This window comes from Duganella fentianensis, from assembly GCF_009857835.1.
Lineage (GTDB): Bacteria > Pseudomonadota > Gammaproteobacteria > Burkholderiales > Burkholderiaceae_D > Rugamonas > Rugamonas fentianensis.
On sequence record NZ_WWCL01000001.1, the window covers coordinates 1,124,891 to 1,149,490 of the forward strand.

At 61.2% G+C, this 24,600-nt stretch carries 21 protein-coding genes; 8 read left to right on the forward strand and 13 right to left on the reverse strand.

Annotated elements, in window-relative coordinates; all coding sequences use genetic code 11:
• Positions 1-23: 23 nt before the first annotated feature.
• The 10 genes from GTP23_RS04885 to GTP23_RS04930 form a co-directional block, all read right to left on the reverse strand.
• A complete protein-coding gene (locus tag GTP23_RS04885; RefSeq protein WP_161034093.1) occupies positions 24-1,862 on the reverse strand; it encodes a PhoH family protein in 1,839 nt (612 codons plus the stop codon).
• Between the two features lie 310 nt (positions 1,863-2,172).
• Positions 2,173-2,637, reverse strand: a complete 465-nt coding sequence (locus tag GTP23_RS04890; RefSeq protein ID WP_161034094.1) for a peroxiredoxin — start codon at positions 2,635-2,637, stop codon at positions 2,173-2,175.
• Positions 2,638-2,696: 59 nt separating this feature from the next.
• On the reverse strand, positions 2,697-3,653 hold the full coding sequence (locus GTP23_RS04895; protein WP_161034638.1) for a polysaccharide deacetylase family protein: 957 nt from the start codon (positions 3,651-3,653) through the stop codon (positions 2,697-2,699).
• A gap of 42 nt (positions 3,654-3,695) precedes the next feature.
• On the reverse strand, positions 3,696-4,748 hold the full coding sequence (locus GTP23_RS04900; protein WP_155433415.1) for a bifunctional UDP-4-keto-pentose/UDP-xylose synthase: 1,053 nt from the start codon (positions 4,746-4,748) through the stop codon (positions 3,696-3,698).
• A gap of 39 nt (positions 4,749-4,787) precedes the next feature.
• Positions 4,788-5,756 carry a formyltransferase gene (locus tag GTP23_RS04905; protein WP_229255918.1) on the reverse strand — a complete coding sequence of 323 codons (969 nt, stop codon included), beginning with the start codon at positions 5,754-5,756 and terminating at the stop codon, positions 4,788-4,790.
• Positions 5,749-6,744, reverse strand: coding sequence for a glycosyltransferase (locus GTP23_RS04910; protein ID WP_161034095.1), 996 nt, complete (start codon positions 6,742-6,744; stop codon positions 5,749-5,751). Before GTP23_RS04910 ends, GTP23_RS04905 begins: the two co-directional genes overlap by 8 nt.
• An 11-nt stretch (positions 6,745-6,755) precedes the next feature.
• On the reverse strand, positions 6,756-7,895 hold the full coding sequence (locus GTP23_RS04915) for a DegT/DnrJ/EryC1/StrS family aminotransferase (RefSeq protein ID WP_161034096.1): 1,140 nt from the start codon (positions 7,893-7,895) through the stop codon (positions 6,756-6,758).
• A 69-nt stretch (positions 7,896-7,964) separates the two neighbouring features.
• The gene (locus tag GTP23_RS04920; RefSeq protein WP_161034097.1) at positions 7,965-8,336 is read right to left on the reverse strand and encodes an SMR family transporter; all 372 of its coding nucleotides are present in this window, start codon (positions 8,334-8,336) and stop codon (positions 7,965-7,967) included.
• Between the two features lie 70 nt (positions 8,337-8,406).
• Positions 8,407-10,068, reverse strand: a complete 1,662-nt coding sequence (locus GTP23_RS04925) for a glycosyltransferase family 39 protein (RefSeq protein ID WP_161034098.1) — start codon at positions 10,066-10,068, stop codon at positions 8,407-8,409.
• Complete coding sequence (locus GTP23_RS04930) at positions 10,068-10,460, reverse strand: Mth938-like domain-containing protein (protein ID WP_161034099.1); 393 nt, start codon at positions 10,458-10,460, stop codon at positions 10,068-10,070. Before GTP23_RS04930 ends, GTP23_RS04925 begins: the two co-directional genes overlap by 1 nt.
• A gap of 205 nt (positions 10,461-10,665) precedes the next feature.
• Between GTP23_RS04930 and GTP23_RS04935 the strand changes: the two genes are divergently transcribed.
• Together GTP23_RS04935 and GTP23_RS04940 are read left to right on the forward strand one after the other, a co-directional pair.
• Entirely contained in the window at positions 10,666-11,898 is a 1,233-nt protein-coding gene (locus GTP23_RS04935) for a pyridoxal phosphate-dependent aminotransferase (protein WP_161034100.1), read from the forward strand.
• 34 nt (positions 11,899-11,932) lie between these two features.
• Entirely contained in the window at positions 11,933-13,255 is a 1,323-nt protein-coding gene (locus GTP23_RS04940) for a homoserine dehydrogenase (RefSeq protein ID WP_161034101.1), read from the forward strand.
• 65 nt (positions 13,256-13,320) lie between these two features.
• On the opposite strand, the gene GTP23_RS04945 is transcribed toward GTP23_RS04940, so the two are convergent.
• The 3 genes from GTP23_RS04945 to GTP23_RS04955 all read right to left on the reverse strand — a co-directional run bounded on the left by GTP23_RS04945 (position 13,321) and on the right by GTP23_RS04955 (position 15,931).
• On the reverse strand, positions 13,321-13,659 hold the full coding sequence (locus tag GTP23_RS04945) for a ribonuclease E inhibitor RraB (protein WP_161034102.1): 339 nt from the start codon (positions 13,657-13,659) through the stop codon (positions 13,321-13,323).
• 64 nt (positions 13,660-13,723) lie between these two features.
• Entirely contained in the window at positions 13,724-15,229 is a 1,506-nt protein-coding gene (locus GTP23_RS04950) for a sensor histidine kinase (RefSeq protein ID WP_161034103.1), read from the reverse strand.
• Positions 15,230-15,238: 9 nt separating this feature from the next.
• Complete coding sequence (locus tag GTP23_RS04955; protein WP_155433425.1) at positions 15,239-15,931, reverse strand: response regulator; 693 nt, start codon at positions 15,929-15,931, stop codon at positions 15,239-15,241.
• 220 nt (positions 15,932-16,151) lie between these two features.
• Here GTP23_RS04955 and GTP23_RS04960 point away from each other — a divergent pair, with 220 nt between their 5' ends.
• The 6 genes from GTP23_RS04960 (at position 16,152) to GTP23_RS04985 (ending at position 24,522) form a co-directional block, all read left to right on the forward strand.
• Positions 16,152-17,210: a porin gene (locus tag GTP23_RS04960; protein WP_161034104.1), complete on the forward strand. Its 1,059-nt coding sequence runs from the start codon at positions 16,152-16,154 to the stop codon at positions 17,208-17,210.
• An 88-nt stretch (positions 17,211-17,298) separates the two neighbouring features.
• The gene (locus GTP23_RS04965; protein WP_161034105.1) at positions 17,299-18,270 is read left to right on the forward strand and encodes a Bug family tripartite tricarboxylate transporter substrate binding protein; all 972 of its coding nucleotides are present in this window, start codon (positions 17,299-17,301) and stop codon (positions 18,268-18,270) included.
• A gap of 30 nt (positions 18,271-18,300) precedes the next feature.
• Entirely contained in the window at positions 18,301-19,389 is a 1,089-nt protein-coding gene (locus GTP23_RS04970; protein WP_161034106.1) for an ABC transporter substrate-binding protein, read from the forward strand.
• 126 nt (positions 19,390-19,515) lie between these two features.
• Complete coding sequence (locus GTP23_RS04975; protein WP_161034107.1) at positions 19,516-21,291, forward strand: ABC transporter permease; 1,776 nt, start codon at positions 19,516-19,518, stop codon at positions 21,289-21,291.
• 53 nt (positions 21,292-21,344) lie between these two features.
• Positions 21,345-22,415 (forward strand): ABC transporter ATP-binding protein, encoded by a 1,071-nt coding sequence (locus GTP23_RS04980; protein ID WP_161034108.1) that lies wholly within the window; start codon positions 21,345-21,347, stop codon positions 22,413-22,415.
• Positions 22,416-22,617: 202 nt separating this feature from the next.
• The gene (locus GTP23_RS04985; protein ID WP_161034109.1) at positions 22,618-24,522 is read left to right on the forward strand and encodes an MFS transporter; all 1,905 of its coding nucleotides are present in this window, start codon (positions 22,618-22,620) and stop codon (positions 24,520-24,522) included.
• Positions 24,523-24,600: the final 78 nt, after the last annotated feature.

Sequence of the window (24,600 nt, forward strand, 5' to 3'; positions counted from 1 at the left end):
TAGCCTGGTCTAAGAGGCCGGGCTTACAGCACGTCGCTGGCGTGGTCGGCCAGACGCGAGCGTTCACCCCGTGCCAGCGTCACATGGCCGCTGTGCGACCAGCCTTTGAAGCGGTCGACCACATAGGTCAGGCCGCTCGAACCTTCCGTCAGATACGGCGTGTCGATCTGGGCGATATTGCCCAGGCACAGGATCTTGGTGCCGGGGCCGGCACGCGTGACCAGCGTCTTGACCTGTTTCGGCGTCAGATTCTGCGCTTCGTCGATGATCAGGAACTTGTTGACGAAAGTACGGCCGCGCATGAAGTTGAGCGACTTGATCTTGATGCGCGAACGGATCAGATCCTGGGTGGCCGCACGGCCCCACTCGCCGCCATCGGAATCGGATTTGTTGAGCACTTCGAGGTTGTCGTCGAAGGCGCCCATCCATGGCGACATCTTTTCTTCCTCCGTGCCGGGCAGGAAGCCGATGTCTTCGCCCACGGGAACGGTGACGCGGGTGACGATGATCTCGTTGTACAGCTTGGTCTCTAGCACCTGCGCCAGACCGGCCGCCAGTGCCAGCAGGGTTTTACCCGTACCGGCCTGACCGAGCAGGGTGACGAAGTCGCACTCGGGATTCATCAGCAGGTTGAGAGCGAAGTTCTGCTCGCGGTTACGCGCCGTCACGCCCCACACACTGTTCTTGTTGTGGCTGTAGTCGCGCAGGGTTTGCAGCACGGCCGTCTTGCCGTTGATCTGCTTGACCTGACCGTAGAACGGCGCTTCGCCATTCTTAGGTTCGAGGAACACGAACTGGTTGACCAGCAGGCTGGGAATGAAGGGGCCCGTCACGCGGTAGAAGGTCGCGCTCTGGCCGTTCTTGTTCTCCTGCCAGCTTTCCAGATCCTTGCCGTGCTTGCTCCAGAAATCATCGGGCAGCTGCACGATGCCCGAGTACAGCAGGTCGGTATCTTCCAGTACGTGGTCGTTGAAATAGTCTTCCGCCGGCAGGCCCAGAGCACGGGCCTTGATGCGCATATTGATGTCTTTCGACACCAGTACCACATGGCGCCCATCCTGCTCGGCTTCCAGCGAACGCACCACCGACAGGATCTGGTTGTCGGCCTTGCCTACAGGCAGACCCAGCGGCAGATCGGCCGACTGGATACGGGTCTGGAAGTACAGCCGGCCCTTGGCATCCTTGTTGCCCAGTTTGGACAGGGGGATGCCCTGATCGATCGCATCGTCGTCCGTATTCGACATCAGCGCGTCCAGCGTGCGCGAGACCTGACGCGCATTGCGCGCCACTTCCGTCATGCCCTTCTTGTGGTTGTCCAGCTCTTCCAGCGTCATCATGGGCAGATACACATCGTGCTCTTCGAAGCGGAACAGCGAGGTCGGATCGTGCATCAGCACATTGGTGTCGAGTACGAACAGCTTGGTAGCGCCGGTCTGGTCGGCATGGCGACTGGCGGACGATTTGAGCGGCACTTCCACCGGCTTGTGCTTGGCCGGGTGGGGCGCTTTGGTGCTGATAGGCGTGACCTTGCTGCGTGCAGCAGGCGCCACCTTGGCTCTGGCCGGCACTTTGGCGGGCTGGACCTCTGGCTCGGCCGCAGCGGCGGCTTTCAGCACGGCCGGTGCCGCCTTCAGTACGGCAGCCACGGCGCTGCCTTTGCCAGCCTTGCCGGCCGGTGCTTTCACGGCAGCCGGCGCTTTGGCCGCTGCGGTCTTGGCTTTGGCCGGCGCGGCTTTCTTGGTGGTGGCGGCCAGTTCAGGCTGGGCAGCCAGTGGCGCTATCGCGTGGGTGCCGCTGGCTTTGGGGTAATCTTTGGCCAGCAGTATGGTCGCTGGCTGACTTGGAATTTTTGGCAGTGGCATCAGGATCTCATTTTCAAAAAAGCTGGAGGAATCCGCCCATAGGCGCAGCGCGCTGCCCGGCGCGCAGGGCGGCTGGCAACGTTGATAGCGGATGGGGTGGATGCGAGGGAAAACAACTTACAAGACTGCCGACGGGCGCTCATCTTGCCCGGGGAAAGAACCGCATGGTGACCGGCTGGCCACCATGTTGGGTGGAAGAAAGTACAGTGCTGACTCAAGGATAGGTGCCGTTTAGGCTGTTACGCCTGCTTGGTTAATAAACGTCTTACGACGTTCAGCAACGCTGGCGCTTGCAACACGCAACCGGTGATTAAGCCTGGTGCGCTACAAATTCCAGCACTTCATCGACGTGACCTGCAACCTTCACGCCTCTCCATTCTTTCACTATTTGACCTTGAGCGTCAATCACAAACGTGCTGCGTTCAATGCCACGTACAGTCTTACCATACATCTGTTTCATCTTCATGACGTCGAACAGCAGGCACAGCGTTTCGTCAGGATCGGAGATCAGTTCGAACGGCAGGCCCAGCTTGGTCTTGAAGCCTTCGTGCGAGCGCAGCGAATCGCGGCTGATGCCGTAGATTTCCGTGCCGGCGGCCTGAAACTGTGCATGCAGGTCACGGAAGGCGATGTTCTCGGTGGTGCAGCCCGGCGTATTGTCCTTGGGATAGAAGAACAGCACCGTGTAGCGGGCCGGACGGCCAGCCAGCTGGAAGGTCTGGCCACCCGTCATGGCGGCGGAAAAATCACTTACTGCGGTAGGGCGGTCAGCCACAGGCGTCTCCTGTTCAGTTGTTGGTTGCGCGCGCCGGCACTGGCTGGCAATAGCTTGTGCTAGTTGCGGCTAGCGGCACGGGCCTCGCCCTGAACGATCAACTGTCCCGAGCGGCCCGGCAGTTCGCCCCAGCTAATCGGGCAAACGGGCAAGGTCTGGTGCTGCACTTTCTGGTAGTAGTCGGCCATGGACGCGAGCTGATAGCCTTGCGCTTTCCATCCGGCCAGCAATTGCTCGAAGATGGGGGCAAGTTTTTGTCCTTCAAGCTCGGCATGCAAAGTATATACATGGTCGCGCGTGGCACCGGCCGTCAGCTGCAGCAGGAAGTCGGCGATATTCGCCGTGCTGACGGTGACGCCGTTGATTTCGCGGCCCAGCAGTTCATCCAGCGTGGGCAGGGTGGTGGGCAGCTGCACGTGTTTGAGTACCGTGGCGCCATCGCTGAGCAGGTGCGGGCCGTCGGCCGGGTTGGCCAGCGTGCCATCGTCGTTGAGGCGGCAGCGGCCGTCGGAGGCGTAGGCATAGCCGGCCGTGTCATGCTCGGCAAAGGCCGCGGCATTCATCTGCCAGCCGGCTGCACCATGGGTGCGCGGCGCTACGCCATACACCTGACTAAAGCGGGCGGCCGCCTTGCGCATCATGCGGGTAGTCCAGCCGGCATCGCGCTGCGCCACATTGTCCTGCCACAGCACGTGGTCCCAGGTGTGGATGCCGCATTCGAAACCGGCCGCCTGCACGCTGCGCAGTTCGGCAGCGCACTGTTTGCCGATGTCCGGCCCCGGTAGCAGGGTGCCGTACATCAGCGTTTTCAGACCGTAATGCTCGACCACCGAGGTGCGCGAGACTTTGCTGAAAAAACCGGGGCGCAGGGCGCGGCGTAAAGCCCAGCCCGTGTGATCTGGCCCCAGCGAGAACAGGAAGGTGGCGCCGGCCTGATGGGCCGACAGCATGCGCACCAGATTCAGGGTGCCTTCCCGGGTGCCGCGATAGGTGTCTATATCGATCTTCAACACCATCAGCGGTTTAGTCGTCGCAGTCGTCTCGCTCAAGGTCAGGTCTTAGTCCATCAGTTTCTGCGCTTCGGCTACCTGGCTGCGGTAGGCGTCGAAGATTTTTTTCAGGGCATCGGCCATGGTGGTGGTCGGTTTCCAGCCCAGCTCTTCGCAGGTGTTGGTAATTTTCGGTACGCGGTTTTTCACGTCCTGATAGCCGGCGCCGTAGTAGGCACCCGAAGTGGTTTCCACGATCTGCACTTTGGCGGCGCCTTCGGCGTACTCAGGGTACTGTGGTGCCAGTTTCAGCATCATGTCGGCCAGTTCGCGGATCGAGTAGTTGTTGACCGGGTTGCCGATGTTGTAGATCTTGCCGCTGGCAGCGCCGTTCTTGTTCTCGATGATTTTCATCAGCGCATCGATACCGTCGTCGATGTCGGTGAAGGCACGCTTCTGGTGGCCGCCGTCCACCAGCGAGATGTTCTCGCCGCGTACGATGTGGCCGAAGAACTGGGTCACCACGCGCGAGGAACCTTCTTTTGGCGTATGGATGGAATCCAGACCGGCGCCGATCCAGTTAAATGGACGGAACAGGGTGAAGTTCAGGCCTTCCATGCCGTAGCCCCAGATCACGCGATCCATCAGCTGCTTGGCGTTGGAGTAGATCCAGCGTGGCTTGTTGATCGGGCCGCAGATCAGTTCCGAGTTTTCCGGATCGAACTCTTCGTCGTGGCACATGCCATACACTTCCGAGGTCGAAGGGAATACCAGATGCTTGCCGTACTTGGCAGCCGAACGCACGATAGGCAGGTTGGCTTCGAAGTCCAGCTCGAACACGCGCAGCGGCGCCTTGACGTAGGTCGACGGGGTGGCAATCGCTACCAGCGGCAGGATCACGTCGCATTTCTTGACGTGGTATTCCACCCACTCCTTGTTGATGGTGATGTCGCCTTCGAAGAAGTGCATGCGCGACTTGTAGCTCTCATTCTCCAGCAGGTCGGTGATACGGTCGGTATTCATGTCCATACCGTACACGTGCCAATCGGTGGTTTCCAGAATGCGCTTGGACAGGTGATGGCCGATGAAGCCATTGACGCCGAGGATGAGGACTTTTTTCATATGCTGTTTTCCAGTGAGTGTTCAGTAGCCGCCGGACTATCAGGCTGCCAGACGGGTTTGCAACTGCTGGGCCGAGATGGCCACGCCATCGGCCGTAAGAGCGAGTATGGTAATAATGCCACCATCGCCGCAGACGCCAAAAACGCAATTATCCACTACTGTCAAGCCGAGTGGCAAACTTCGCGCTGCAACATTGTCGGTTTTGCCATTCTGCAGTACGCCGTGACGGTCGCCCAGGCGGGCCCGTTCGATCACATAGCGCACCCCGTTGACATCGGTGAAAGCGCCCGGATAAGGCGGTGCCACAGCGCGGTGCAGGTTGTACACCTGCTGGGCCGGCAGGTGCCAGTCGATGCGGCCATCTTCCGGCTTGCGCCCGCTGAAATAGCCACCCTTGCTGAGGTCATTGTTAATGCGTGGCGCCGTGCCATCGAGCAGCGAAGGCAGCACGCGCCACAGCGCCTGCTCGGCCGCCACGGTGACTTTGCCGAATACTTCAAAGGCCGTATCGTCGGGCAGGATGGGCACTACCATCTGCGAGACGATGGCGCCGGCGTCGGGCTTGACGGTCATTTCATGCAGCGTTGCGCCAGTCTCGGTAGCGCCATGCAGTACGGCCCAGTTGACGGGCGCGCGGCCGCGGAATTCCGGCAGCAGCGAACCGTGCATATTGAAGGCCGGCGCTACTTCCAGCAGGCTGGCCGGCAGCATGTGGCGGTAGTAGAAGCTGAAGATGAATTCAGGATCGGCCGCCTTTACCTGCGCCAGCAGTTCCGCCGATTTGGCGTCGGGCGGGGTGATGTAGGGGATGCCTTCGGTCTGGCACAGGCTGACGACGGATTCGAACCAGATGTTCTCCGTCGCGCTGTCCTCGTGGGTCACCACCAGCGCCACATCGACGCCGCCGGCCAGCAGCACCTTGAGGCAGCGCACGCCCACGTTATGGTAGGCGAATACCACGGCGCGCGGACGTGGCTCGGGTTCGTAGCTGTTCATGGCATCAGTCATGGGGACGTCCTACCGTGCGTTTTTCCACGCCTTCCGGCGCTTCGTAAGCTTGGCCCGGCTGCTGTTCGAGGATGGTCTGCACCACATAGCGGGGACGCGCGCGTACCTGCTGGAAGATGCGGCCCACGTATTCGCCGAGCAGACCGATACCGAACAGTATGGTGCCCATGAAGAAGAAGGCAATCGCGAACAGGGTGAACAGACCCTCCGCCTCGGCGCCTAGGAATAATCGGCGCACCAGCAGCACGGCCACCAGCAGGGCCGAAGCCAGCGACAGCAGGATGCCGAACATGGAGAAGAACTGCAGCGGCACCAGCGAGAAGCCGGTCACCAGATCGAAGTTCAGACGGATCAGGCTATACAGCGAATACTTCGATTCGCCGGCCGCGCGCTCTTCGTGTTCGACGATGATTTCCGTCGGGTTGCGCGCAAAGCGGTAGGCCAGCGCCGGTACGAAGGTATTCACTTCGCCGCACTGATTGACCAGATCGATCACATTGCGGCCATAGGCGCGCAGCATATTGCCCTGATCAGTGATCTTGATGTTGGTGATGTTCTCGCGCAGGTGGTTCATGGCCTTGGAAGCATAGGTGCGCCAGGCGCTGTCCTGCCGCTTGCGGCGGATCGAGCCGACATAATCGTAGCCTTCGCGTACCTTGGCCACCAGATTGCCGATTTCCTCGGGCGGGTTCTGCAGGTCGGCGTCGAGTGTGATCATGATCTCGCCGCGCGCCGCTTCGAAGCCGGCCAGTATCGCCATGTGCTGGCCGTAGTTACCGTTGAACAGCACCACACGCGTCACGTCGGGACGGGCGCGGAACTGCTCGGCCAGGATAGACACCGAGTTATCGCGGCTGCCATCGTTAACGAACACGATTTCGTAGCGGCTACCGAGCTTGTCGAGTGCCGGATACAGACGGTCGAACAGGGTCTGCAGGCCGGCCTGCTCGTTATACACGGGGATAACGACGGAGATTTCTGGTTTCATTGCGGTCGTACTCATTTGATCAGGATCGCTTTCACGGCGGCCACGGTGCGCTCGACGTCGGCCATGGTCATGGCGTAGAACATCGGCAGCGTCACGGTCAGGCGGCCGATGCGCTCGGCCACGGGGAACATGCCTTCCTTGAAGCCCCGTTCGCGGTACATGGTGAACAGATGGATAGGGGCATAGTGGTAGCCGGTGCCGATGTTATAGCCTTCCTGCAGGGCGCGCATGAAGTTTGCGCGGGTGCCGGGGCCGTTGTCGGGCAGGATGATCTGGAACAGGTGGTAGTTGCTGCTGTCGAAAGCCTGCAGCGGCAGCTGGGCGCCGGACTTGGCTTCGAAATCGCTGCCGAAGCACTCGTAGTAGTGGCGTGCCAGCGCGCGGCGGTGCGCCGTGATGGCAGCGATATTGGCGAACTGGCCCAGACCGATGGCGGCCATGATGTCGCTCATATTGTATTTGCCGCCGAGGACATCGACATCGATACCATCGACGCCGCTGCGGGTCACACCCTGCAGGCGGTATTTTTCGGCCAGACGGGCTTCTTCCGGCGTGTTCAGTACCAGCGCGCCGCCTTCGCCGGTGGTGATGTTCTTGTTGGCCTGGAAGCTGAACGAGACAAAGTCGCCAAAGGCGCCGATGCGCTGGCCCTTCCATTCAGAGCCGAAGGCTTGCGCCGCATCTTCCACCACGCGCAGATTGTGCTTGCGGGCGATGGCGTACAGACGGTCCATGTCGACGGGCAGGCCGGACAGGTAGACCGGAATGATGGCCTTGGTACGCGGGGTGATGGCCGCCTCCACCTTGTCCAGATCAAGGTTGCGGGTCAGCGGATCGATGTCGGCGAACACCGGAGTGGCGCCCACTTCGATGATGACGTTGGCCGTGGCTACCCACGAAATCGGCGTGGTGATCACTTCGTCGCCGGGGCCTATGCCGGCGATGCGCAGCGCGATCTCCATGGTGCAGGTGCCGGAATTGAAGGTGCGCACAGGGCGGCCACCGAAGTATTCCGACATCTGCGCTTCGAAAGCCTGGACTTTCGGGCCGCTGGTGATCCAGCCGGAGCGCAGCACGTCGCCGACGGCAGCGATGGTGGCTTCATCGATAGTAGGCTTGGAGAAGGGCAGGAAAGGCAGGGCAGAGGTCATGGTATGCACTCGTATGTGTAAGGTGGTTAGTCTTGGTCAGACAGTATGGGCCGCATTCTAAAGCCAGACTCAGGTCCGCGCCAGTAAGGCGACGCCAACCAGAATCACGGCGATGGCGAACAGGCGCTGGAAAGTCAGCGCTTCGCCGAACAAATACCAGGCGCCGATGGCGGTGACCACATAGCCCAGCGACAGCATGGGGTAGGCGATCGTCACGTCGACACGCGACAGGGCAATGATCCACAGGACCACCGATAGGACGTAGCAGGTCAGGCCGCCGATGATGGGCAGCTGGGTTGCGACCTTGAGGCCGACGCTGAACAGATTGTTCATCGTCAGGTGGATTTCACCCACATTGCGGGCACCCGCTTTGAGCAGCAACTGGGCGACGGCGTTGAGCAGCACGCCGAATACGATAAAACTGAAGGTGGCAATATTCATGCAGTAAATCAGACTTTCTAATCAGCGCTGGCGCGGATGCGGCGCCAGCTCGGGGGACGGTACTTGATGCTTACAGATTGGCCACCACGACGCGGCGGGTATCCTGTACCACTACGCGCATGGTCAGGCCCTGCTGTTTCAGTTCGGCGTATTTTTCCGGACTGATGATGGCCAGCGCTTTTACGCCTGCCTTGCTGTGCTGCTGCCAGCGTTCGACGAATTGTTCCACCTTGGGGATAGACAGTTCCGGCTGCTGGCTCAGGCCGAAAGTGAATTCGTCCCAGTAGTCCACCAGCGTGACCGGACGGCGCAGGTAGAAGGTCATCGACTGTTCGTAGGTGGCCACCGAGTAGATCGGTGTATCCGCTTTCAGCTCCGGCAGCATCTTGAGCGCGGCGGTCTTACCGGCGCGCATGGCGCCGTAGGGTTCAAAACCGGTGAGTATCAGTTCGGTGGCGGCAAAGCCGGCGAGCGCCATGGTCAGCACGGTCAGGTCGCGGCGCAGATGGCGCGCGTGCAGCAGGGCCACGGCACCGCCGGCAGCGGTGATGATGGCGGCCGCCAGCACCCACGGCTGATAGGCCACCAGCAGCCTGGTTTCGCTGGCATGGCGTACGCCGACATTGACCATCTGCGGCACGGCGATGATGCCGGCGATGCCGATCAGCACCAGCAGGCCGGCCGCGATGATGCGGCTGCGGCGTGGCGCGGTTTCCAGATAGGCGGCCAGCAGCAGGGCCAGCGCCGGGAAGATGGGCAGGATGTAGCCGGGCAGCTTGGAGCTGGAATAGCTGAAGAAGGTGAAGATGAACACGCTCCAGATCAGCAGCAGCAAACGTGGCTGGAAGCGGGTTTCGGCGCGGCGGCGGCCGGCGGCCAGCAGCGCTTGCGGCAATATGCCCAGCCACGGCAGGATGCCCGGTGCCAGCAGCACGAAGAAGTAGTACCACGCGCCTTCGCGGTGGTGGGTCTTGAGGAAGAAGCGCTCCCAGTGCTCGTGCACGAAGAAGAAGTGCGGCTGCTCGGGATTGCGCAGGCCGACCAGCACGAACCACGGCGTGGCAACGGCAAAGAACAGCAGCAGGCCTTTGCCCAGATGCAGACGCTTCCAGATGGCGAAGTCGCCCGATAGCAGCGAATACAGCACCAGCACGGCGCCGGGCAGCACCAGCCCGATCAGGCCCTTGGCCAGCACGGCCAGCGCCATGCCGGTCCAGCACAGCAGCATCCAGTTACGCTGTTCGCTGGCCGTGGCGTCGTCGCGCTGGGCGACCAGCACCGAGCACAGGACGATGGCCATCATGCCGGACAGGCTCATATCGAGCGAATCGATCTGGCCGGACGCCACCCAGAACAGGCTGGAACCGAGCGCCAGCGCCGCATAGAAGCCCACGCGCGGGCCGAACACGCGGCTACCGGCATAGCCGCTCAGCAGCACGCCCAGCAGGCCGCACAGGCCCGTCCACAGGCGTGCCTGCCATTCACCGAGGCCGAAGGCGGCGAACGACAGCGCGTTCATCCAGGTCTGCAGCGGCGGCTTTTCGAAGTATTTGATGCCGTTCAGGCGGGTGGTGATCCAGTCGCCACTGGCGAACATTTCGCGCGCCATTTCCGCATAGCGGCCCTCATCGGGCGGCACCAGGGTACGCACGCCCAGCGCATACAGCCAGACCAGGATGAACACGGCCAGCAGCGACCACAGGACTTTCTTGTTGTTATACAGATCGTTCATCAGGCGGTAGGCTCCCCTTGCGGTGGAATGATCAGGGCCAGCGTGACCTTGCGGCCTTCGCCCATCAGGATGTTGTAGGTGCGGCAGGCGGCCTGGCTATCCATGCATTCCACGCCGATGCGGCGCATGGTCAGGGCGGCCGTCAGGCGCGGGTGGATGAAGCGCTGGCGCTCGCCCGTGCCGAGGATGACCACGTCGGGGTTGTCGGCACCTATTTGCTGGAAATGGGCTTCGGTAATGCTTTCGAAAGTGGGGGCATCCCAGGCGCGCGGCGCCACTTCGGGCATGACGATCAGGCTGTAATCGTAGCGCTGGGCATTGATTTCGACGCCAGCGGCGTCGTAGCCGGTGACGGTCTGGTATTTCTGGGTATCGCTGGCGTGAAGCTTCATGGGGCCTTAATCAACAGATTCAACAGATGGGCGGTTTTAATCGTCAAAAGAAGCGTCATTGTAGCGTTTTTCCGTGCACTTCCAGTCTGAAAGGTTGATTAAATGGGATGCTTTCGGCAGAATGGGTCTTTTCGCATTGCAGCACGGGCCGGCGGGCGTTTTTAGCAGGCCACAGCGGTTTGCTTCACCAGAACAGGATTTTATTTTGCGACCTATTCAAAAATCCAACAAATTAGCGGAAGTTTGCTACGAAATCCGTGGTCCGGTGCCGGAAAAAGCCCGGCAGATGGAGGAAGAGGGCCATAAGATTACGAAGTTGAATATCGGCAACTTGGCCGTATTCGGTTTCGATCCGCCCGACGAGATCGTGCGCGACATGAAAATCAACCTGCCCGACGCGGCCGGTTACACCGATTCCAAGGGCATGTTTGCCCCGCGCAAGGCGGTGGTGCACTACAGCCAGCAGAAAAACATCCGTGGCGTGACCATCGATGACGTGTATCTGGGTAATGGCGCCTCCGAGCTGATCGTGATGGCCATGAATGCCCTGCTCAACAACGGCGACGAAGTGCTGGTGCCGGCGCCCGACTATCCGCTGTGGACGGCGGCTGTCAGCCTGTCCGGTGGCAAACCGGTGCACTACATCTGCGACGAGCAGCAGGAATGGTATCCCGACATCGAGGATATGCGCAGCAAGATCACGCCGAACACGCGCGCCATCGTCGTCATCAACCCGAACAACCCGACCGGTGCACTGTATCCAGTGGAACTGCTGCAGCAGATCATCCAGCTGGCGCGCGAGCATGAGCTGATCATCTACGCCGACGAAATCTACGACAAGGTGCTGTATGACGGTGCCCAGCACGTTTCCATCGCCTCGCTGGCCGATGACGTGCTGTTCGTGACTTTCAATGGCCTGTCGAAAAACTACCGCGCCTGCGGCTATCGCTCCGGCTGGATGATCGTGTCCGGCGAGAAGAGCCATGCCAAGGACTATATCGAAGGCCTGAACATGCTGGCTTCGATGCGCCTGTGCGCCAATGCGCCGGGCCAGTTCGCCATCCAGACGGCGCTGGGCGGCTACCAGTCGATCGACGATCTGGTGGGGCCGGGCGGGCGTCTGCTCAAGCAGCGCGATCTGGCCTACAAGCTGCTGACCGATATTCCGGGCGTCACCTGCGTCAAGCCCAAGGCGGCGCTGTATATGTTCCCCCGTCTCGATCCCAAGATCTACCCGATCGAGGACGACCAGCAGTTTGCCTACGAGCTGCTGGCGGAAACCAAGGTGCTGATCGTGCAGGGCAGCGGCTTTAACTGGATCGCACCGGATCACTTCCGCGTGGTATTCCTGCCCAATACCGACGATATGACGGAAGCATTCGGCCGCATTGCCAAATTCATGGAAAGCTACCGCAAGCGTCACGGCAGCAGCTTCTAATTATCCAGCCCAGATCATCAGAGAAACGGTTTATATGAAATCCATCAAAGTAGGTTTGCTCGGCGTCGGTAACGTCGGTTCCGGTACCTTCAATGTACTGCAGCGCAATCAGGAAGAAATCCGCCGCCGTGCCGGCCGCGGCATCGAAGTGGTGGCCGTATCGGCCCGCAATCTGGAACGCGCCAAGGAGCGTACTGGCGGCAAGGTCAAAGTGGTGGCTGACCCGTTCGACATCGTCAATGATCCGGAAATCGATATCGTCGTCGAGCTGATCGGCGGTTACGATCAGGCCAGAGCACTGGTGCTGCAGGCGATCGCCAATGGCAAGCACGTGGTCACCGCCAACAAGGCCCTGCTGGCCGTGTATGGCAACGAGATTTTTGCAGCGGCACAGGCCAAGGGCGTGATGGTGGCGTTCGAAGCGGCAGTTGCCGGCGGCATCCCTATCATCAAGGCGCTGCGCGAAGGCCTGACGGCCAACCGCATCGAATGGCTGGCCGGTATCATCAACGGTACCACCAACTTCATCCTGTCCGAAATGCGCGACAAGGGGCTGGATTTCGCCACCGTGCTGAAACAGGCGCAGGAGCTGGGCTATGCCGAAGCCGATCCGACCTTCGACATCGAAGGCGTGGATGCGGCGCACAAGGCCACCATCATGTCGGCCATCGCCTTCGGCATTCCCGTGCAGTTCGATAAAGCCTATGTGGAAGGCATCTCCAAGCTGAATGCCATCGATATCCGCTACGCCGAACAGCTCGGTTATCGCATCAAGCTGCTGGGCATCGCCAAGCGCGCCAAAGTCAATGGCGTGGAAGGTGTGGAACTGCGCGTGCACCCGACCCTGATCCCGGCCAAACGCCTGATCGCCAACGTGGAAGGGGCCATGAACGCCGTGCTGGTACAGGGCGATGCCGTGGGCGCGACGCTGTACTACGGTAAAGGCGCCGGTTCCGAGCCGACTGCTTCGGCCGTGATCGCCGATCTGGTCGATATCACCCGTCTGGCCACGGCCGATGCCGAGCACCGCGTGCCGCATCTGGCCTTCCAGCCGAACGAGCTGACCAACATCGAAATTCTGCCGATGGCAGAAATCACCACCAGCTACTATCTGCGCATGAATGTGAGCGACCAGCCGGGCGTGCTGGCCGACCTGACCCGTATTCTGGCCGATGCCACCATCTCGATCGATGCCATGATGCAGAAGGAACCGGCGGACGGCGAAACCCGTACCGACATTATCTTCCTGACCCACCAGACGCAGGAAAAGAATGTGCTGGCAGCGATCGCCAAGATCGAAGGTCTGGCCACCGTGTGCGGCAGCGTGACCAAGATACGTCTGGAAAATCTGGCCTGATCAGGCCAGCTTCCAAGGCAGCCGGCATTGCTTTGCATGCCGGCTGTTTTTTTTGCTGCGGCGCTTCAGGCGGGGCCCACGTCCATGCCGTCGTAGGCTTCCAGTTGCTGGGCTTCGGCAAAGCGGTAGAACTCCTGATTGCGTGCATGCAGGGTGTCGACCGTGTGCAGTTCCACCTTCTCCACATGCAGCCACCACAAGGCCGGCGTATCGGCTTCCGGTTTGGAATCGTAGATGCCCACCTGATGGTAGCCCTGCGCCTCCAGCAGCTTGCTCGCCGCTTCCAGCTTGGCCTTGTCCTGATCGGCAAAGAAATAGCCCCACAGTAGCGGCTTGTTCATATCCCACGGGGCGTTCTTTTTCATATCGGCGAACAGGCCGAGCATATCTTCTCTGGTAATCATCGGGAGCTTTCGGTTGCGAGTTGTGCTGCGAGGCGGGCACGCGCTGATGCCTCAGGGGGCGATTTTACCCGAGCGCGCTGCCCGCGGCGGGAAAGCTGACCTGTACTTTGAGACCGGGCGCCTGTGGTGTAGCAGGATAGGCATCGCTCAGGCTGATGCTGGCGCCATGCAGGGTGGCGATATCGCGCACGATGGCCAGCCCCAGACCGGCGCCGCCCGGATTGCGCTCCAGCGTGGCGCTGGCGCGGTAGAACGGCGCGAACACGCGTTCCCGCTCGCCGGCCGGTATGCCCTGGCCATTGTCTTCCACTTCCAGCAGCACCTGCTGCGCCGCATTGCGCACGCGCAGGGTGACGCTGCCGCCAGCCGGTGTGTAGCGCAGGGCGTTATCGGTCAGGTTGGCGATCAGTTCGTGCAGCAGGAAAGCCTGCCCCTCGATCATGCATTCGGTTTCCGCTTCCAGCGCCAGATCGATCTGCTTGGCCACTGCTGCCATGGCCAGTTCCAGCCCGACCTGACGGGCGATGTCGCACAGGTCCACCCGTTCGCTGGCATTGCTGGCGCCTTCCAGATCGCCGCCGTGTTCGATGCGCGCCAGCGTCAGCAAGCGGTTGGCCAGATTGATGGTGGAATCGGTGGTGGCAGCGATGCTGTGCACGATGTCGCGCAGCGTAGCACGCAGCTGTTCGGCGTCGCTGCCGGGCCGGTCGCAGGCGCGCAGGGCCAGCTCGGCCTGCGTCTTGAGTACGGTGAGCGGGGTGCGCAGCTGGTGCGAAGCGTCGGCAATGAAGCGGCGCTGGCTGCTGATCAGTATCTGCAGGCGGGCGCGCGAACTGTTCATGGCCGCCACCAGCGGGCGCACTTCGCGGTGCACCAGCGCCGGGTCCACGTCCGAGCTGTCGTTGAGCGAGCGGGTCTCCACCACCAGTTTCAATCGCATCAGCGGCTGCAGCACCAGCCGCACGGCAAACCACACCAGCAGGGCCAGTGCCAGTAGCAGCAAGGCCTGCCATGCCAGTGTGTCGAACAGGATCTGGTTGGACAGGCCGCGCCGCGCTTCCAGTGTTTCGCCCACCTGTATCAGGGCGATGCCGCGCATGGAATCGTCATACACGGGTTGTAGCAGGGCGGCGATGCGTACGGGCTGGCCGTTGTAGTTGGCGTGGTAGAAGCGCACCAGCGCCGGATAGGTTTCAGAGCGGGGGACGTTGGCCGGCACGGGCGGCAGGTCGCCATAGCCGGATACGGTTTCGCCATTGATGCCGGTGACCTTGTAGTAGATCCGCCCCAGCGTGTCGGTCTCGAAGCTGTCCAGTGCTACATAAGGGACGTCGGCCACCACCTTGCCTTCGACGATGGACACGCGTTCGGCCAGCGCCCGGGTCGAGGCCAGTAGCGAACGGTCATAGGCCACGTCGGCCGCATCGAGTGCATTGCGGTAGACCGAATAGGTATTCAGTGCCACCAGCAGCAGCAAGGGCCCCAGCAGCCAGCGCAGCAGCTGGCCGCGCAGGCTGCCCTGACGGGCTTCCGGGCCGAAGCGGCGTGCGAGTCTGGCCAGTAGCGGCATGCGTTAGCCCTAGCTGGCCGGGCGCGGCTGCAGCAGATAGCCTATGCCGCGCAGGGTGGTGATGACGGCAGCGTCGGGTATGGCGATGTCGAGCTTTTTGCGCACGCGGTGGATGTACAGTTCGATGGCATCGAGATTGGCATCATCGGCCAACGCGAACACTTCGTCGAACAGCTTTTCTTTCGAAACGGCGCGGCCCGAGCGGGTGATCAGGGTTTCCAGCACGGCGTGCTCGCGCGGCGTCAGCGCCAGCGCATTGCCGCCGTAGCTGAACATGCGCGTCACCGTATCGAAACTCAGGGCGCCGCAGTGGTGTACCAGCGCTTCATTGCCTACGCTGCGGCGCAGCAGGGCTTTCACGCGCGCTTCCAGTTCGGCCAGCTCGAAGGGCTTGGCCAGATAGTCGTCGGCACCCAGATTCAGGCCCTGCACGCGGTCTTCCAGTCCGCCCCGTGCCGTCAGTATCAGTACCGGCGTCTGGCCGCGCGGTGCCGGCCGAGCGCGCAGGCGGCGCAGCACATCCAGCCCGTCCATACGCGGCAGGGTCAGGTCGAGGATCACCAGCGCGTAGTCCTGGGTATGCAGCAGGGCGTCGGCGTCGGCGCCGTTATCGGCACACTCCACCGTCAGGTTGGCCTCGCGCAGGGCTTTGGCCAGCCAGTGGGACAGTTCGGTGTGGTCTTCAACTAACAGAATACGCATGTTTTTTCGCTAATTTCTGGTCCTTTTGTTGCGCACAAAAGGGAATCGGTTCAGTGTATGGACATGCATGATGGTCGCGCGCGCCGTAAAAGGGAAGCACGGCCCGGTTTTGTGGCAGCAAGACGACACTGAAAGGGAATTGAAAGCTAGCGACTCCTATAGTGGGAAGCCTGATCGCATATCAGGCATCACTGATAACTATATCTTCTGGGAGACTCGAATGAAAAAATCCGCTTTGACTCTGGCCGTTCTGGCCCTCGCAGCAGGCGCCGCACAGGCGCAATCGAATGTGCAGGTATATGGTCTGCTGGACGTGGGCATGGAAACCGCCAATAACAAATCGGCAACGGGCGGCAGCCAGACCAGCGTCATTTCCGGTGGCATGAATACCTCGCGCTGGGGCCTGCGTGGTTCGGAAGATCTGGGTGGCGGCCTGAAAGCCGTGTTCAATCTGGAAGGCGGCATCCTGATGGACACCGGTAATATGGACGGCGTGCTGTTCAAGCGTCAGGCCAATGTCGGTCTGGAAGGCAGCTTTGGCCGTGTGATCATCGGCCGCTCCTTCACCACCGTATATGACACCGTGATCTCGTTTGACCCTATGGGCTTTGCGCCTTACTACTCGTGGGCAGCGGGCGGCTCGGCAACGGGGCCTAGCAAATACGGCTTCACCACCGCCTACGACAACATCATCAAATACAGCGGTTCGGTGGGCGATCTGAAAGTCGGCGCCAACTACGCTGCCGGCGAACAGACCACCGGCGCACAGGATAGTGCCAAAGTGGGCTTCAGCGCCATCTACAAACTGGGTGACGTGAACCTGATGGGTACCTGGGAGCGCAACAACGGTAACACCGTGGCTGCCACCGGCAACCGGGACAAGAACACCGTCTGGCATATCGGCTTCAATTATGAAACTGGTCCCGTCAAAGTCTGGGGCGTAGTGCGCGACTACAAACTGGTAGCCGGCAAAGCGCTGACGGCCGATGTCGATGGCACCACCACCTGGGGCGGCGTGGCCTACAAGGCCGATGCTGCCACCACCCTGACTGCTGCGATCTACCACATCAACGTGAAGAACGTTGCTGCAGGCAAGGATGCCGATCCGACCATGTACGTGGCGCGCTATCGCTACGCGCTGTCCAAGCGCACCGACGTGTTTGTGTCGGCTGCTTATGCCAAGTCGAAAAATGGCCAGCTGACCGGCATGTCGCGTGATGACGCCGGCTTCGGCACCAGCCAGCACGGTCTGGCGCTGGGCATGCAGCACCGCTTCTAAGCCGGTACAGTAGCGGCGCCAGTTCCTCCGCTGGCGCCGTCTACTGAAAGCGCTCTGAAAGCTTTACCGTTCTAAGATTACACACACGATGATCAAAGTTTTGCTGGCTGTTGTGGCGGCCCTCTGGGTCAGCGTGACTGCGCAGGCAGCAGGTGCCGAGTGCATCGTGCCATCCAAGCCGGGTGGCGCCATGGACCTGACCTGCAAGCTGGCGCGCAAGGGTCTGCAAGGTTTGCAGGGCAGCGCCAAAGCGCCGCCGGCCGATATGCACATCAGCTACCTGCCCGGCGGGATCGGTGCAGTAGCCTGGCATTCGCTGGTGTCGCAGCGGCGTGCCGAGCCGAATACGCTGGTGGCTTTTTCGGGTGGTTCGCTGCTCAATCTGGCGCAGGGCAAATTCGGCAAGGTGAAAGCCTCCGATGTACGCTGGGTGGCGGCGCTTGGTGCCGATTACGGCATGATCGCCGTGCGGGCCGATTCGCCTTACCACTCGCTGGGCGAGTTGCTGGCTGCACTGAAGGCCCAGCCGCAGAAGGTGCTGATCGGTGTATCGGGCACTATCGGCAGCCAGGACTGGCTGAAGATGGCGCTGATCGTCAAGGCCGCCGGCATCGATCCTAAAGTGCTGCGTTTCGTAGCGCTGGAGGGCGGCGGCGAAGCTTTTACTGCCATGCACGCCAATTACGTGCAGGTGGTATCGGGCGACGCCAGCGAAGCGACGCTGTATGCAGGGAATGGCACGACGCGGGTGCTGGCGGTGCTGTCCGAGCAGCGTCTGCCCGGTGTGCTGGCCAGTGTGCCGACGGCGCGCGAGCAGGGCATAGACGTGGTGTGGCCTATCATCCGCGGCGTATGGATGGCGCCACAGGTGCCGGAGGCAGATTATCGTTCATGGGTTGCAGCGTTCGATCGTGTGATGGCAAGCCCCGGCTATGCCGCCATGCGTGACAGTGCCGGTCTGTTCCCCTTCGGGCTGACTGGCGATGCCCTGACCCGCTATGTAAGCAAGGCCGTAGAAGACTACGGCAAGCGTGCGACCGAACTCGGTCTGATGCGCTGAACACCAACTATTAAAACGACGGAGACCAAGATGAAGTTACATATGACTGTGGCCGCTGCATGCGCCACCCTGTTTGCCGGCGCCGCCATGGCGCAAGTGCCAGCCGGCTATCCGGCCGATTACCAGAAGATTATCGACGGCGCCAAGAAAGAGGGCAAGCTGGTGATCTACGGCGCGACAGACAGCAAGGCTACCCAGCCCCTGATCAAGGACTTCAATACCCTGTATCCCGGCATTACCGTCGAATACAACGACATGAATTCCACCGAAGTGTACAACCGCTTCATATCCGAAGTGGCTGCCGGCGGCAATACGGCCGACGTCATGTGGTCGTCCGCCATGGACCTGCAGATGCGCCTGGCCTCGGACGGTTATGCGCTCAAGTACAAATCGGTCGAATCGGCCAGGATTCCCGGCTGGGCCATCTGGGATGACCAGGCTTACGGCACCACCTTCGAGCCGGCTGCCATCGTCTACAACAAGCGTCTGCTCGATGCCAAGGAAGTACCGCAGAACCATGCCGACTTCGCCAAGCTGATCGTGCAGCCCAAGTTCAAGGACAAGGTCACCACCTACGATATCGAAAAATCCGGCGTGGGCTTCATGTTCATGACCCAGGATGCGCGCGAGAACCCCAAGTTCCTTGAACTGGAAAACGCTTTCGGCGAAGCCAAGGTGCGTGTGCAGTCGTCCACCGGCACCATGATGGAGCGTATTTCGTCGGGTGAAAACCTGATCGGCTACAACGTGCTGGGCTCCTATGCACTGGTGCGCGCCAAGACCGATCCATCGATAGGCGTGGTGCTGCCCAAGGATTACACGCTGATCCTGTCGCGCGTCCAGTTCATCAACAAGGGCGCCAAGAACGTCAATGCGGCCAAGCTGTGGCTGGACTATCTGCTGTCGCAGCGCGGTCAGACCATTATCGCCAATGATGCCAAGCTGTTCGCCATCCGCGAGGATGTAAAAGGCGAGACCACTTCGGCTGAACTGATCAAGATGATAGGCAAGGACAAGGTCAAGCCGATTCCCGTCCATCCCATGGTGCTGCAATTCCTTGGACCAGCCAAGCGCATGGCCTTCCTCAAGCAGTGGAAAGAAACCGCGGGCAAGAAGTAGGCACCGCGACCCGTATGCCCGATATTAGGCGTCGACTCTAGACGTCGACTACGCTGACAGGCTAGCCAGCGCGCGCTCCCTTCCTGCGCGCTGGCCGATACATCCATCCGCTCACACGGACTCATTATGCAAACTCTGAACCTTACCGGCTCGGGCCGGCACAGTATTAACTGGCCGCGCGGGGTGGTGGTGACGCTCGCCGCTACCGCCATCTTCCTGCCGCTGCTTCTGATCTTTTATCAGAGCTTCCTGAATGCGCCTTTCTTCATGCCCGCCAAGGAGCTGGGACTGGACGCCTACCGTTTCATTTTCGAAGACCCCGATTTCTCGGTGGCCTTCAAGAACGCGCTGGCGCTGGCCGCCGGCCTGACGGCCATCGCCGTGCCGCTGGGCGGCATGCTGGCCTTCCTGATGATACGCACCGATCTGCCGGGCCGAGGCTTCATCACGCCGCTGCTGCTGGTGCCTATCTTCGTATCGCCCATGGTGATGGGCTTCGGCTACGTCGTGGCGATGGGGCCGGTGGGCTTCTACTCGCTGTGGGTGAAAGACCTGCTGGGCTTCATCCCGTGGAATATCTACTCCTTCACCAGCATCGTGGTGATCGCCGGTCTGACCCACGTACCGCACGTGTATCTGTACGCCTCCTCGGCCCTGAAGAGCCTCGGTTCGGATGTGGAAGAAGCGGCCCGCGTTACGGGTGCCTCGCCGCTGCAGGTGATGTTCAATGTCTCGCTGCCCATGGTGACGCCGGCGCTGGCTTATGCGGCCGTGCTGGTGTTCTTCCTCGGCTTCGAGGTATTCGGTCTGGTGCTGGTGCTTGGTGATCCGGAAGGTCATCTGGTGCTGGCCACCTATCTGTACAAGCTGACCAACAAGCTCGGTACGCCGTCCTACCACCTGATGGCTGCGGTGGCCGTGTGTCTGGTGGCTGTCACCATGCCGCTGGTGATGCTGCAGCGCTGGCTGCTGAAGTCGGCCAATAAATTCGTCTCCATCAAAGGCAAGGGTGCGCGCAGCAAACCCATGCCGCTGGGACGCTGGAAATGGCTGGCGTTTGCGCTGATCTTCGGCTGGCTGATGATCACCATCATCATGCCGCTGTCCGGCATTCTGCTGCGCTCCTTTGTGCAGTACTGGGGCGAGGGCGTACGTCTGGCCGATGTGCTGACGCTGCAGCACTTCCGCGAAATTCTCGACCAGCCGGCGCTGATGCGCGGCATCCTGAACACGGTGCTGATCGGCGTGATCGGCGGTGCCTGCGCCGTCATCTGCTACTGCGCGATAGCGCTGGCCATGCACCGCAAGCCGGACGGCATTACCCGCTTCCTCGACTACAGCGTGCTTGTGCCGCGCGCTGTGCCGGGCCTGCTGGCCGGGCTGTCCTTCCTGTGGGTGTTCCTGTTCGTGCCGAGCTGGCTCGATGGCGTCCTGAAAGGCATCGATAACGGCATGGCGATCTGGCTCAGCGAGAACGCGATTCCGCTGCTGCGCTCCCTGCGCTCCACCATCTTCGCCCTGTGGCTGGCCTACTCGGTGGTGTGGCTGGCTTACGGCATGCGTCTGATTTCGACGGCGCTGCTGCAGGTAGGGCCGGAACTGGAAGAAGCGGCACGTGCCGTGGGGGCCAGCCGTGGCCAAGTCACGCGCGATGTGACGGTGCCGCTGGTGAAATACGGCCTGCTCGGTGCATGGCTGATGGTGTTCCTGATCTTCGAACGCGAATACTCGACCGGCGTGTATCTGCTCTCGCCCGGCACGGAAGTGATAGGTGCGTTGCTGGTATCGCTGTGGGCCACGGGCTCCACCGATCTGGTGGCTGCGCTTTCCTTCATCAATATTTCGCTGGTTGCGATCGGGCTGGGCGTGGCGCTGCGTTTTGGCGTGAAGTTACATAACTAGTTACATGACTAAGTACCTCACCAAGTTTAAAAAATATGAAACGAGACATCACCATGAATGAACTGACCGTCAACGATCTGCATCTGGACTATGGCTCCGGCGCCCATGTGAACCACATTCTGAAGGGTGTATCCATGCACCTGCAGAAGGGCGAAGTGGTGGCCCTGCTGGGCCCCTCCGGCAGCGGCAAGACCACGCTGCTGCGCGCCGTGGCCGGACTGGAAAGCCCCAAGACCGGCACCATCGCCATCGGCGAGCGCAACGTGTTCGATGGCAGCCGCGATTTCGAGCTGCCGGCCGAGCACCGCAATCTGGGGCTGGTGTTCCAGTCATATGCACTGTGGCCGCACAAGACCGTGTTCGACAACGTGGCTTACGGCCTCAAGCTGCGCAAGCTGGGCGCCAGCGAAATCAAGGACAAGGTCAATGACGTACTGAAGAACCTCGGCCTCGGTCATCTGGGCGAACGCTTCCCGCACCAGCTGTCCGGCGGCCAGCAGCAGCGCGTGGCGATTGCCCGTGCGCTGGTGTACAACCCGCCCGTGATCTTGCTGGACGAGCCGCTGTCGAATCTGGATGCCAAACTGCGCGAAGAAGCGCGCGCCTTCCTGCGTGAACTGATTGTACGTCTGGGCCTGTCGGCCCTGATGGTGACGCACGATCAGGCCGAAGCGATGGCGATCTCCGACCGTATTTTGCTGCTGAATAACGGCAAAATCGAGCAGCAAGGCACGCCGCAAAGCATGTACGAAACCCCGGAAACGCTGTTCTGCGCCGAATTCATGGGCAGTAACAACCGTCTGCCTGCCAGGGTTACAGCACGCAGCGGCCAGCAGGTCACGCTGGCGCTGGGCGGCGCCACGCTGCAGGCCACGGCGCGCGGTGCCGGTGCGGCGGAACCGGCTACCATCATCCGGGTGGAAGAGGTGAAGATCAGCGCTACGCCGGTGGAGAATGCCATCGAACTGCCGCTGCTGACCTGTATGTATCTGGGCGACCGCTTCGAATGCCTGTTCAAGAGCACGGACGGCAGCGACATCAGCGTGCGTGCCCATTCCAAATACAAGCTCGAAGCAGGGCAGTACTGGCTGCAGCTGCCGGCCGATAAGCTGTGGGTATTCTGATGCACTGAACTGCGCAGACGATACCCTGCTACGCACTTTTCCCGCTTTCCTTAGTAGCGGCGCACGGCGACTTGCCGGGCGCCGTTTTTTTATGGGCGGCGAATTTTCGCGGGCGGCGGTTTATCGCAAACCGGGGCCGGAAGCTGAGGTTATAATCCGTTCAATCTTTCCGGTTACTCTACCTTGAACGGACCTGCCCAGCATGAGCCAGCCCAATCAGTTTTCCCTGTTGATGCAACGCCGTTTCGCGCCGTTCTTCTGGACCCAGTTCCTGGGGGCGCTCAACGATAATCTGTTCAAGACGGCGCTGGTGGTCATCATTACTTACGATGCCCTGAGCTGGACCACGCTATCACCCGCGCTGATTACCAATCTGATTCCCGGCCTGTTCATCCTGCCCTATGTGCTGTTCTCGGCCACGGCGGGGCAGCTGGCAGAAAAATACGAGAAGGGCGCGCTGACCCGGCTGGTGAAGTGGCTGGAGCTGGGCATCATGTCGCTGGCCGCGCTGGGCTGGTTCACCCATACGCTATGGCTGCTGGTGCTGGGCGTGGTCGGCATGGGCGTGCATTCCACCCTGTTCGGTCCCGTCAAATATGCCTATCTGCCGCAGCAGCTGCAGCCCGAGGAACTGATGGGCGGGAATGGTGTAACGGAGATGGGCACCTTCGTCGGCATTCTGCTGGGCGAGATATTCGGCGCGCTGCTGGTGGTGCAGCAGCCCCACGGCATCGCCTATGAAGCGCTGGCGACGCTGGCCGTGGCGGCACTGGGGCTAGTGGCCAGCTACCGCATTCCCTATTCGCCCGCGCCGGTGCCGGATCTGAAAGTCAGCTGGAATTTTATTGGCGAATCCGTGCGCAACATCGGCCATTCGCGCAAGAACCGCGTGGTGTTTCTGGCCATGCTGGGCAACTCGTGGTTCTGGTTCTATGGCGCGCTGGTGCTGGCCCAGTTCCCCGTGTTCGCCAAGGATTATCTGCATGGCGACCATAGCGTGTTCGTGCTGCTGCTGACGGTGTTTTCGCTTGGCGTGGGCTGCGGTTCGCTGCTGTGCGAACGCATGTCCGGCCGCAAGGTGGAAATCGGTCTGGTACCGTTCGGCGCCATCGGTCTGACGCTGTTCGGCGCCGACCTGTATTTTGCCAGCCGCGGCATCAGCACCATGCTGGCTCCGGCGGCTGCGGCGCAGTTCGATGCCATGGCCTTGCTGCATCAGCCGGGCGTGCTGCATATCCTGGCCGATGTGCTGCTGATCGGCCTGTTCGGCGGTTTCTACATCGTACCGCTGTTCGCTCTGATCCAGACGCGCTGCGAACCGTCGCACCTGTCGCGCACCATCGCCGGCATGAATATTCTGAATGCGCTGTTCATGGTGGCGGCGGCCGGACTGGCCATCGTGCTGCTGGGGCAGGGCTTTACCATACCCCAGCTCTTCCTCGTGACCGCGCTGCTGAACGCGCTGGTGGCGCTGTATATCTTCTCGCTGGTGCCGGAATTCCTCATGCGCTTCCTGGCCTGGCTGCTGATCCAGACCGTGCACCGCGTGCGCAGCGTGGATGCGGAACGCATACCCGTCGATGGTGCTGCCGTGCTGGTATGTAACCATGTGAGCTATGTCGATGCCATCGTGATCATGGCGGCCAGCCCGCGCCCCATCCGTTTCGTAATGGATCACCAGATTTTCAGAATGCCGCTGCTGGGCTGGGTGTTCCGCACTGCGCGCGCCATACCGATCGCGCCGGCCAAGGAAGACCCGTGGTTGATGGAAAAGGCTTTCGTCGATATCGCCCAGGCTTTGCATGAAGGTGATCTGGTGTGCATTTTCCCCGAGGGCCAGCTGACCCGCACGGGCGAACTCAATCCGTTCAAGAATGGCGTCAGCAAGATCGTCGAGCGCAGCAAGGTGCCGGTAATTCCTATGGCCTTGCGTGGTTTGTGGGGCCATCTGCTGAGCCGCAGCAGCGAGAATGTGTTCGAGCGGGCTTTCCGCAGCGGCCTGCGTTCGCGGCTGGAGCTGGCCGTGGGCGAAGCGGTAGCGCCGCAGGATGTCACGCCCGAGCATTTGCAGCGGCTGGTGCTGGACCTGCGCGGCAGCTGGAAATAGGTCTGCGGTAGTCGCTAGCCTGCGGGCAGTAAGTAGCAGGCCTTGGGCCGCGCGTAGCAGGCAGCTGGCCGCGGGCAG

Bases quoted from the DNA above. Each gene is read 5' to 3' on its own strand.
- GTP23_RS04885 (WP_161034093.1), bottom strand. From the start codon at position 1,862: ATGCCACTGCCAAAAATTCCAAGTCAGCCAGCGACCATACTGCTGGCC.
- GTP23_RS04895 (WP_161034638.1), bottom strand. From the start codon at position 3,653: ATGGTGTTGAAGATCGATATAGACACCTATCGCGGCACCCGGGAAGGC.
- GTP23_RS04900 (WP_155433415.1), bottom strand. From the start codon at position 4,748: ATGAAAAAAGTCCTCATCCTCGGCGTCAATGGCTTCATCGGCCATCAC.
- GTP23_RS04905 (WP_229255918.1), bottom strand. From the start codon at position 5,756: ATGACTGATGCCATGAACAGCTACGAACCCGAGCCACGTCCGCGCGCC.
- GTP23_RS04910 (WP_161034095.1), bottom strand. From the start codon at position 6,744: ATGAAACCAGAAATCTCCGTCGTTATCCCCGTGTATAACGAGCAGGCC.
- GTP23_RS04915 (WP_161034096.1), bottom strand. From the start codon at position 7,895: ATGACCTCTGCCCTGCCTTTCCTGCCCTTCTCCAAGCCTACTATCGAT.
- GTP23_RS04920 (WP_161034097.1), bottom strand. From the start codon at position 8,336: ATGAATATTGCCACCTTCAGTTTTATCGTATTCGGCGTGCTGCTCAAC.
- GTP23_RS04925 (WP_161034098.1), bottom strand. From the start codon at position 10,068: ATGAACGATCTGTATAACAACAAGAAAGTCCTGTGGTCGCTGCTGGCC.
- GTP23_RS04930 (WP_161034099.1), bottom strand. From the start codon at position 10,460: ATGAAGCTTCACGCCAGCGATACCCAGAAATACCAGACCGTCACCGGC.
- GTP23_RS04940 (WP_161034101.1), top strand. From the start codon at position 11,933: ATGAAATCCATCAAAGTAGGTTTGCTCGGCGTCGGTAACGTCGGTTCC.
- GTP23_RS04945 (WP_161034102.1), bottom strand. From the start codon at position 13,659: ATGATTACCAGAGAAGATATGCTCGGCCTGTTCGCCGATATGAAAAAG.
- GTP23_RS04950 (WP_161034103.1), bottom strand. From the start codon at position 15,229: ATGCCGCTACTGGCCAGACTCGCACGCCGCTTCGGCCCGGAAGCCCGT.
- GTP23_RS04955 (WP_155433425.1), bottom strand. From the start codon at position 15,931: ATGCGTATTCTGTTAGTTGAAGACCACACCGAACTGTCCCACTGGCTG.
- GTP23_RS04960 (WP_161034104.1), top strand. From the start codon at position 16,152: ATGAAAAAATCCGCTTTGACTCTGGCCGTTCTGGCCCTCGCAGCAGGC.
- GTP23_RS04965 (WP_161034105.1), top strand. From the start codon at position 17,299: ATGATCAAAGTTTTGCTGGCTGTTGTGGCGGCCCTCTGGGTCAGCGTG.
- GTP23_RS04970 (WP_161034106.1), top strand. From the start codon at position 18,301: ATGAAGTTACATATGACTGTGGCCGCTGCATGCGCCACCCTGTTTGCC.
- GTP23_RS04975 (WP_161034107.1), top strand. From the start codon at position 19,516: ATGCAAACTCTGAACCTTACCGGCTCGGGCCGGCACAGTATTAACTGG.
- GTP23_RS04980 (WP_161034108.1), top strand. From the start codon at position 21,345: ATGAATGAACTGACCGTCAACGATCTGCATCTGGACTATGGCTCCGGC.
- GTP23_RS04985 (WP_161034109.1), top strand. From the start codon at position 22,618: ATGAGCCAGCCCAATCAGTTTTCCCTGTTGATGCAACGCCGTTTCGCG.